We start from the raw sequence: 8,654 nt of genomic DNA, 5'->3' as shown, positions 1-8,654 counted from the left end.
GGCCCGCCGCAAGCCGGCCTCCGGCATCCAGTCTGCCGGCAACCAGCCGCAACCCGGCTTGAGCACGGCTGCATCGGCGTCGAGCGACTGCCGCGACACCCAGAACGGATCGACCTCCCGGTCGCGCCGCGGCTCGACTTCGGCAAGCGCGAGCGGCGGCGCTGCCGTCGGAGAGACATAGAAGCCCGAGCCGCGGCGCGCGCGGATCAGGCCTTCGGCCGCGAGCCGGTCATAAGCCTCGACCACCGTCGATGGCGAAACCTCCATCGTCGCGGCAAGACTGCGGATCGAGGGCAGACGGTCGCCGGCACTGAGCGCGCGGCCCGCGACCTTGGCGCGGACCGCGCTCATGACGTCGGCGGTCCGCGTGCTGTTGCGACCCTTCATTCCCGTGTCGCCGCCCAATGTGTATTACTTTCCATGCCCATACAGTTCTGTCGAATTGTATGGGATTGTCGCTGGCTTTGCCATGGTCGAAGGGGATAGATCGCCGGGTCAGGGACTAGGTGACATGCAATCTGCAACCACCGGCTGGGGCAACGGGCTTCTCGGCGTCATCATCTTCAGCGGCTCGCTGCCGGCGACGCGGGTTGCCGTCGGCGGCTTCTCGGCGCTGTTCCTGACCTCCGCGCGCGCCGTCATCGCGGCGCTGATCGCCGCGGCGGTGATCGGCCTGCTCCGGCAGAGGCGGCCGCAGCGGCAGGATCTCGCGTCCCTTGCCATCGTCGCGATCGGCGTCGTGATCGGCTTCCCCCTGCTGACCGCGCTCGCGCTCCAGCACATCACCTCGGCGCATTCGATCGTCTTCATCGGCCTGCTGCCGCTGTCGACCGCGATCTTCGGCGTGCTGCGCGGCGGCGAGCGGCCGAAACCCCTGTTCTGGCTGTTCGCCGTGCTCGGCAGCGCCACGGTGGCCGGCTTTGCGCTCTCCGGCGACGGTTCGGCCTCGCTCAAAGGCGACCTCTTGATGGTGGCCGCCATCGTGCTGTGCGGCCTCGGCTATGCCGAAGGCGGCGCCCTGTCGCGCCGGCTCGGCGGCTGGCAGGTGATCTCCTGGGCGCTGCTGCTCGCGCTGCCGTTGATGGCGGTGCTCGCAATCCTGACGTGGCCGCCCGCCTGGAGCGGCATCAGTGGGCCCGCCTGGATCGGGCTCGCCTACGTCTCGGTCTTCAGCATGTTCGTCGGCTTCATCTTCTGGTACCGCGGGCTCGCCACCGGCGGCATCGCCCGCGTCGGCCAGTTGCAGCAGCTCCAGCCGTTCTTCGGACTCGCGCTCGCAGGCCTGCTGCTGCACGAGCCGGTCGCCTGGAGCATGATCGCTGCGACCGCGCTCGTGGTGGTCTGCGTCTTCTTCGCACGCCGGTTTGCGTGAGGCCTGTGCCTCACGCCTGCCCCATGACCGTCCGGGTCAGCGCGGCCTTCGCGAACTTCTTCAGCGGCATCGGCTTGCCGAACAGGAAGCCCTGCACCAGGTCGAAGCCGACCTCGTTCGCCGCGACGAGGTCGGCGCGGCTTTCGACCCCTTGCGCCACCGCGCGCGCGCCGAAGCCCTGCGCCAGCTCGACGATGTGACGGCACACCGTGCGCTTCAGCCGATCGCCGCCGCTGCCGGTGACGAATTGCCGGTCGGCCTTCAGCTTGACGAAGGGAATTTTGTCCAGCCCCATCAGCGACGGCCAGTTGGCGCCGAGATTGTCGATCGACAGGCCGATATTGTGCAGGCCCACCTCGCGAGCGACCTCGGTCAGGAGATCGAGCTCGCGGATCGCCTCCTCGCTGTCGATCTCGACCGTCAGCCCGCCGAAGGCCGGATGCGTCGGCACGCGGCGGCAGAGATCGCGCACCGCCTGCGGCAGGCCCAGATAGGCGGCAGGAAGATTGATCGAGAGATCGACCGGGCTTTGCTGCTCCAGGAGATAGTGCCAGTCCTGCACGGCGCGATCGATCACGAACTCCGACAGGCCGCGAAAATGCGGATCGTGCGGCTCCGGGATGAAATAGGCCGGCGGCACCACGCCCCAGGTCGGATGCCGCATCCGCACCAGCGCCTCGGCGCCGCAGCGGGTCAGGGTGCGCGTGTCGATCTTGGGCTGGTACCAGAGTTCGAGCCAGCCTGCGTGCAAGGCCTCGCTGACGTGCACGGCAGGGCTCGGTGCCGGCTCGTCCGGCAGCAGCATCGCAACACGCTCGCGCAGCGTCTCCGCGGCAAAGGGCGTGGTGAGCGGCGGCAGCATCGCGAGGCCATATTCCTCACCGACCTGCCGCACGGCTTTGACGATGATCGAATCGCGGGCGCCGACGGCGAGGACCCTGCCGCCGAATGCCTCGCGCACCAGTATCTCGAGGAATCGTCCCGGCTCGATGCCGTCGGCGGCAACGCCGAGCAGGATCAGGTCCGGCAATTCGGTGGCGAGCACGGTCTTCAGCTCGTCGGCGCTGGCGCATTCGCAGGTGACGAAGCCGAGATCCTCGAGAATCTCGCTGAGGAAGGCGCGCAAGTGACGTTTGCTGTCGGCCACGCAGGCGCGCGGCATCACCTTCCGCCGTCCGAAGGTCACAGGCCTTCGTCCGACGAGTTCAATCATCCCATCGTTCATCGTACACCACTCCCGTTCCGTGACGGTTTCTTAAACGGCGAGCGTGGGTCCAAATAAGGAGAGCTTCAGATCGTTCTTGAATTATCTGAGTAACGTTAAGCCCTCCAATTCGAGCTAATTTGTCGACAGAGTTTTAGAAAGGCGTTGGCATGCCCGGATCGCAAGCAACGCCGATGACGGCAGGTGGAATGTCTCTCGCGCGGCGCCGCGTTGCTCGCGAGGATCGGTGGTCAATTCGCTTCGCGCGATGCGCGCATGTCTTTTCGCTCGTGACGATGCGACGACACGCGCGGGCGCCACGCCGCGAATGTGAACTGCATCACACGCGCATTGCGGAACCTGCGCTAGTGCTCCGCGGAGCCGGTGGTGGGCTGTCGAAGGACTACAGCGATGACGACGCGGCGTATGATGTATTGGTGGTTCAGGTTCGTGCTGTCAGGGCGGTTTCTCGATCGCTTCCTGAGCCTGCCCCGCGCGCCAAGCTAAGGCGCCCCGGTTTACCCGATCAATTTCCGGAATGCCGCCGCGCCCTCGTGCATCGCGTCGCGCCCCTTCCAGGCCAGATAGGTCAGCTTGCCGCCGATCGTATCGTGGCTGCGCAGGCGCCGCGATCCGAGAATGTGGCCGACATCGGCGGGGAAGCGGCTCACCTCGGCGGACACCAGCGTCGCGATCCCGTCCATCAATTGCTGGAGGCGGACACCCCAGTCGCAATGTTCGATGCCGTCGATGCGGACCTTGAGCGCATATTCGGTGTCATAGATTTCGGCGAGCAGGTCGCGGGCAACCAGCACCCGGTTGTTCCGGAGCGCGACACGAAGCGCGAGGCGCTTGTCGTCGAGCCGGTCGAGGGCCATGTGAACGACGCAGGCATAGGGCGCGGCGGCAACGTCTGCGGCGGCCTTGCTCGCCGCGGCCTTGGTGGCGAGCCGCACCAATTGCCAGGACGTCTTCAGGCGCCGCGCCACCAGCGCCAGCGCAAAGGGCAGCGCCTCGGGATGCGCCTTCCTGAAGTCGTCGAGCTGTGCGGTGATCTGGGCGACCTGGCCGTCGTCAAACTTCAGGATCTTCTCGGGCAGCTTCTCGTTGAACTTCGGTAGCGCGTCGCCGGCGCGCAGGACGTGGAGCATCTTCACGACGTCGTCGAAGGCGGTGCGCGAGGCCGTGTATTGCGCGAGCTTGGCGCGCGCTAACTCGGTGCTCTCCGGCGAGCTGAGGGTGTTCTCGAGGACCTTGACGACCTTGGTCTGGAAGGTCGACGCGATCTTCTGCACTTCCTTCGGGTTGTTGGCCGCGACCTGGTCGGTGATCGCCTTGATGTAGTCGCGCGCCATGGTCGGCAGCAGGTCGCGGCAGATCCATTCCCAGATCGGGGTGAGCGTGTTGCGCGAGATCCGCCCCATGTTGGCGTGCTCGGGCGCGCCGTCGATCAGGAGCAGCTCGAGCGGCGCGAAGAAATAGCGCGACGGGTTGGTGGCGCGCGCCTGGGTCGATCCGTCCTTGCGGAACTCGGCGCGCAAGCGGGACTGGATCTCTGCCGAACCCGGCATGTCGATGCCGCACAGCTCGAGCCGTTCGAGCTCGCTGAGCAGACAGCTGCGCGACAGCGGCGTCAGCCTCTGCAGGAACTCCGATAGCCGATCGATCTCGTTCATGGCACGCAATCTTTCGCAGCGTGTCCCGCGGGCTTGCGGGCCCAATTGCGTGGAGGCATTTGCGCGCTCTCAACCGCCCTAGAGAAGCAAGTCGCCGTTAATTAATCCGTAAAACCCCAGGAAGCGGATATCGGCGGACGGCGGTGGTCAGGGAGTTTCCCGCCTCTCCGCCCGGGATTTTGGCGGAAAGCTCAACCCCTGCATGGTCGAAGACGACATCACGCACGCAAAAATTGTGCCTAAGTCGCCATTTTAGCGCAAAACGGCCTAAATCACCGTAGTCTTACGGAGCAAAAAGTTAACCACAATTCGGCCCGGGTTCCGCTACACGAGTGGCATGGAGTCACCGAACGATACGGCCACCGATTCGCGGCCGTCGGAATGGCACGAAGGCGCCGCTGCTTCAGCTGAAGGGCCTGATATCCGCCTGAGCGCCATCCGCGCCAAGGCGGCCGACGAAATGGCCGCTGCCATCGCCCGTGAGCTCAACGGCCCCCTGACTGCGCTCCTGCTCTATATGGGCGAGATCAAGCATCACAGCGACCAACTGGCGCCCGCTACCGGCGATCGTGCCTATTTGCAGCGGGTGGTCGAGAACGCGCTGGCACAGACCGAGCGCGTTTGCGGTCTGGTCAAGCAGCTTGCCGGTCCTCACAAGGGCGGCTTGCCGATCCCGTCCAGCACCGAGGAGGCAGAAGCGAAGGCCGCCCGCGCGCTGCAGCAACAGCGTGTGCCGAGCGCCGAGCTCCTCGGGCCGTCGGGCCAGAAGCGGCTGACCAAGCGCGAGCGCGAGGTGCTGAGGCTGATCAGCGAAGGCTACTCGAACAAGCAGGGCGCGCTTCGCATGCAGATCAGTCCGCGCACCTTCGAGAGCCATCGCGCCGAGGCGATGCGCAAGCTCGGTGCGCGCAACACCGCGGACCTCGTCCGTGCGGCGCTGCTGCATTCGATCGACTGAGGCGTGTCGCGCCGCCGTCAGGCGGTGCGGCGAGGCCTGGACGTCTCTGGGGAAGCTTGGAAGCCCGTCGCGCTCAGAAATAGTCTTCGGCGAACGGACGTGCGCGCGAGGCGGGACGTAGCGGCTTGATCTCTTCCTTCGGCGCGTTCGGAATGATCGTGATGGTCCAGCGGGGGGGCATGCTCGATTCCTGCTCCAGCACCGAACGCACGAAGCCGGTCACGGTCGTCTCGCCAGTCTTCACCGTTGCCATCCGGCCGTTGAACTGTGCGATGCGGAAGCGACGAACCTCCTTCTGGTCTGCGGTTTCGTAGGTGAACATGGAAAACCCTCCTGGTTTTCCGGGACTATCGCCAGCTATGATTAGCCTTCCGTGAAAATCCCAAACCGTAGAAGTACGGCGGGCTTGGTGCGGTCTGTGCCGGAGCGTTCTCGAGGGGAGTGATACCGGTTCGCGCGAGCAAAACGCGGCAACGCGGGCGCGCGAACTCCGTCTCGCGCTCTAGACCTGCGGCTCCTGCGCGCGTGCGGCGGCGTAGGCGGAATCCATCAGGTCCAGGAGCGCGCGGAATTCGGCGTCGCCGAGACCGTCCACGGTCTTCTCCAGCCGCAGCGCCAGCGCCGCGAGCCTGACATAGCCGAACGTTCCGGCCGCGCTCTTCAGCGAATGCGCTTCGCGCGCGATCCTGGCGTGGTGCTGAGCAAGCGAGAGCGTGCGAAACAGTTGCAGACGCGCGCAGGTCTCGCTCCAGAACACTTCGCGCACCTCGAAGGCGCCGGCCTCGCCGATCTCGCGCACCAGCGCTTCGTACGCGCGCGGTTCGCGCGCGGGTTCGTCATCGGGCGCCTTCTGCGCGGGCGCGATTGTTGCGTCAAACATGACCTTGCCTGCCCTGATCAGGGTTCGTTGTCGCGGGTGACGTGGCGCGCGACGAATGCCCCGTGTCTACGCCATTCGAATTTCAGTTCCGGTAGCAGGATGGCCGGTGTTTGCAGGTCGGCATTAGCCGGCGGTTTACCAGTCGATCGCGGCGTTCAGCGCGCGCTCACCAGCCGGTCGTACTGGGTCTTCACGGTGGCGTAGCATTCGCACGCCGTCTGGCGCAGGCCGTCCAGGTTGATGATCCGGACGTGTCCGCGGCTGTAGTGGATGAAGTTGGCCTGCTGCAAGGAGTTGGCGACGAGCGACACGCTGTTGCGTCGCGCTCCGATCATCTGTGCCATGGTCTCCTGGGTCAGCAGCAGCCTGGAGTCGCACGACAGGTCATGAGTGTGCAAAAGGCACCGCGACAGCCGCGACTCCACCGGATGGGCGGCGTTGCAACCGGCGGTCTGCTGCATCTGGGCGTAGACCGCCAGCCCGTGGCGCGTGAGCAGCGTGCGCAGGGTGCTGCTCTGGTCGGCGGCGATCCGCAGCCGGTCCAGATCCACAACCGAGGCGACACCGGGAACGAGCACGATGGCGGTGTTCAATGCACACGCATCGCCCATGATCGAGAGCGCTCCGAGCAAGCTGTCGCGGCCGATCATGGCGACTTGCACATGCTCCCCTCTGGCAAGTTCTACCACCAGTGAGATGACGCCACGGTGGGGAAAATAGGCGCGCTTGAGCATCTCGCCGGTTTCAACCAGCACCGTCTCATGGTGCAGATCGACCGTTCGCAAGTGCGGGCGGATCAATTCATAGTCGTCTGCCGACAGTGCAGACAGAAAGCCGTTGCATGGACGCCCCATCGTTTCCAAAGCTGCCTCTCCCGTTCCTGCAACTTCAAATCGCGACGTGAAACCAGATCCTGCGTGGAAGGATTCATCATGCTCATCTCGGGATATATTGGCAATTGGGGCAAGTTGTCCTGCCGTGGCGATTGATCCTGCGACGCTGCGTCCACGTAGGCGCGCCGCATTGCGCCGTGATCCAGTCACGGCGCGGCTCCCATCGGGCGTAGGTGGTAAGCGTCCACCGCCGCACCGCAACCGCAGGACGTCGTCACAGACGCCTGCAAGATCGACGATGTCGATTGGCGGCGGCCGTAGCGAATGATGCCGGCCCGCTCGATCGCATTTGCGACGACGAAACGGCACGGTGCCACGTCAAGCAGCCGCGGCGCTGATCGGGCGCGGCTCGCGGTCATGCAGTTCAATCCAGCGGGTTCGACGGACATCGGCGCGGCGTTCGTTCGTCATTTAGTTGCACGACGAATCGACGCTATTCCTGAGATTGTAGAACTGTCCGTATACCCGCTAGAGGGCAGACAGGTTGTTTCGTTTGCGGCGGAATTGAGGGAGGCGCACTGATTCGCTGAAGAACGAAGCGGCCGTCATGTAAACGGCGCTCAGGAAAAACCGGTAAGGGGGGCCTCCATGAGCTGGAAAGCCTTGCACCTGTGCGGGCCATCGAACGTGGACGCGGCCCGCGTAGCCGCGTCCGCCTCCGCAGACGACGTTCGGTCCATGTCTCTATCGGAAGCAAGGAGGAAGGGCGTGACCGACGGTCAAATCGTTGAATCGCCGAGACAGGAAGCTTACATCCGGCCACAAGATCTGCGCCATATTCTCGTCGTCGACGACGACCCGATGGTGTGCATGGCCATCGAGGTCTGTCTACAGCGCAACAATTTTCGGGTGACGATCGCCGAGGGAGGTGAAGCCGCACTGCGCGCCCTCGAACACGAACGGTTCGATCTGATGATCGTCGACATCTTCATGCCGCACATGCGCGGATTCGAATCGATCCGGACCTTCCACGAGCGGGCGCCGGTCATTCCGCTGATCGCGATGTCTGGCTACGCTTTCGCAGATCTGAATTCGCCAGCACCCGATTTCCTCCGGATGGCACTGGAGCTCGGAGCCGCACGTTGTCTGCGCAAGCCTTTCACGCCGCACGCGCTGCTCGCCGTCATCAAGGATTGCCTGGCGGAGCATCGCCCCGAGAGCGACATTGCCGCGGCCGCGCGGCTCGGTTAGCGCGGCAGGCGCCGCTATGGCCGCAGCGTAATCGTTCGTTTACCTCATGCGTGAACCGCAGGGATGACGGCACGGCACAGAACGCGGGCCGACGGGAGCGCCGCCGGTTGCGGGCGGTCGGGTCCAACGCCATGCAGGCCGTCTCTATCGTTCTTCACGAGCAGAGTTTTCCCGCGCGCCTCGCCCTGCCGTTATCCGCCCGTTTACCTCGCACGTATCCTCCGTAGCGGCGCGGAGCCGGTTTTGCCGAAAAGCGCTGCATCACGCCGTCAAACCGCAAACTTCTCTTCAATATCCGTAGTAGCACGGAGCATGAAATTAACGGGACTGTGAAAGGGGATGTCTAACGATCCAGGATTAGGACGTCCGTGCGTGCCAAGGGTGGCTCAGGCGTCGAGTTCAGATCCAGGTCAGTAAGGCGTAGCTCATGGATGATCTGTTGCGGGAGTTTTTGACGGAGACCAGCGAGAGCCTGGACAC

General features: G+C 64.8%; 9 protein-coding genes. 3 read left to right on the top strand and 6 right to left on the bottom strand.

What is annotated here, in order from left to right; translation table 11 throughout:
* A partial coding sequence (locus AX729_RS13805) for a GntR family transcriptional regulator (protein ID WP_156456939.1) occupies positions 1 to 387 on the bottom strand: 387 nt, incomplete at its 3' end.
* 124 nt (positions 388 to 511) lie between these two features.
* Here AX729_RS13805 and AX729_RS13800 point away from each other — a divergent pair.
* On the top strand, positions 512 to 1,372 hold the full coding sequence (locus AX729_RS13800; RefSeq protein WP_061023879.1) for a DMT family transporter: 861 nt from the start codon (positions 512 to 514) through the stop codon (positions 1,370 to 1,372).
* Positions 1,373 to 1,382: 10 nt separating this feature from the next.
* On the opposite strand, the gene AX729_RS13795 is transcribed toward AX729_RS13800, so the two are convergent.
* Both AX729_RS13795 and AX729_RS13790 read right to left on the bottom strand, forming a co-directional pair.
* Positions 1,383 to 2,597 (bottom strand): EAL domain-containing response regulator, encoded by a 1,215-nt coding sequence (locus AX729_RS13795; RefSeq protein WP_061023874.1) that lies wholly within the window; start codon positions 2,595 to 2,597, stop codon positions 1,383 to 1,385.
* A 497-nt stretch (positions 2,598 to 3,094) separates the two neighbouring features.
* Entirely contained in the window at positions 3,095 to 4,252 is a 1,158-nt protein-coding gene (locus tag AX729_RS13790) for a hypothetical protein (RefSeq protein WP_061023872.1), read from the bottom strand.
* Positions 4,253 to 4,589: 337 nt separating this feature from the next.
* On the opposite strand from AX729_RS13790, the gene AX729_RS13785 reads away from it, so the two are divergent.
* Entirely contained in the window at positions 4,590 to 5,210 is a 621-nt protein-coding gene (locus tag AX729_RS13785; RefSeq protein WP_061023870.1) for a helix-turn-helix domain-containing protein, read from the top strand.
* A 73-nt stretch (positions 5,211 to 5,283) separates the two neighbouring features.
* Here AX729_RS13785 and AX729_RS13780 read toward each other — a convergent pair whose 3' ends face one another.
* The 3 genes from AX729_RS13780 to AX729_RS13770 all read right to left on the bottom strand — a co-directional run bounded on the left by AX729_RS13780 (position 5,284) and on the right by AX729_RS13770 (position 6,944).
* Positions 5,284 to 5,532, bottom strand: a complete 249-nt coding sequence (locus AX729_RS13780; protein WP_061023868.1) for a hypothetical protein — start codon at positions 5,530 to 5,532, stop codon at positions 5,284 to 5,286.
* Positions 5,533 to 5,712: 180 nt separating this feature from the next.
* Positions 5,713 to 6,090: an Hpt domain-containing protein gene (locus AX729_RS13775; RefSeq protein WP_061023865.1), complete on the bottom strand. Its 378-nt coding sequence runs from the start codon at positions 6,088 to 6,090 to the stop codon at positions 5,713 to 5,715.
* A gap of 155 nt (positions 6,091 to 6,245) precedes the next feature.
* Positions 6,246 to 6,944 (bottom strand): Crp/Fnr family transcriptional regulator, encoded by a 699-nt coding sequence (locus AX729_RS13770; RefSeq protein WP_156456941.1) that lies wholly within the window; start codon positions 6,942 to 6,944, stop codon positions 6,246 to 6,248.
* Between the two features lie 807 nt (positions 6,945 to 7,751).
* Between AX729_RS13770 and AX729_RS13760 the strand changes: the two genes are divergently transcribed.
* A complete protein-coding gene (locus AX729_RS13760) occupies positions 7,752 to 8,174 on the top strand; it encodes a response regulator (protein WP_197433595.1) in 423 nt (140 codons plus the stop codon).
* Positions 8,175 to 8,654: the final 480 nt, after the last annotated feature.

Origin of the sequence: Bradyrhizobium sp. CCH5-F6, from assembly GCF_001556045.1 — a bacterium.
Lineage (GTDB): Bacteria > Pseudomonadota > Alphaproteobacteria > Rhizobiales > Xanthobacteraceae > Bradyrhizobium.
This window is presented reverse-complemented; position numbering and strand designations above follow the sequence as displayed.

Bases quoted from the DNA above. Each gene is read 5' to 3' on its own strand.
- AX729_RS13790 (WP_061023872.1), bottom strand. From the start codon at position 4,252: ATGAACGAGATCGATCGGCTATCGGAGTTCCTGCAGAGGCTGACGCCG.
- AX729_RS13770 (WP_156456941.1), bottom strand. From the start codon at position 6,944: ATGGGGCGTCCATGCAACGGCTTTCTGTCTGCACTGTCGGCAGACGAC.
- AX729_RS13780 (WP_061023868.1), bottom strand. From the start codon at position 5,532: ATGTTCACCTACGAAACCGCAGACCAGAAGGAGGTTCGTCGCTTCCGC.
- AX729_RS13785 (WP_061023870.1), top strand. From the start codon at position 4,590: ATGGAGTCACCGAACGATACGGCCACCGATTCGCGGCCGTCGGAATGG.
- AX729_RS13795 (WP_061023874.1), bottom strand. From the start codon at position 2,597: ATGAACGATGGGATGATTGAACTCGTCGGACGAAGGCCTGTGACCTTC.
- AX729_RS13775 (WP_061023865.1), bottom strand. From the start codon at position 6,090: ATGTTTGACGCAACAATCGCGCCCGCGCAGAAGGCGCCCGATGACGAA.
- AX729_RS13800 (WP_061023879.1), top strand. From the start codon at position 512: ATGCAATCTGCAACCACCGGCTGGGGCAACGGGCTTCTCGGCGTCATC.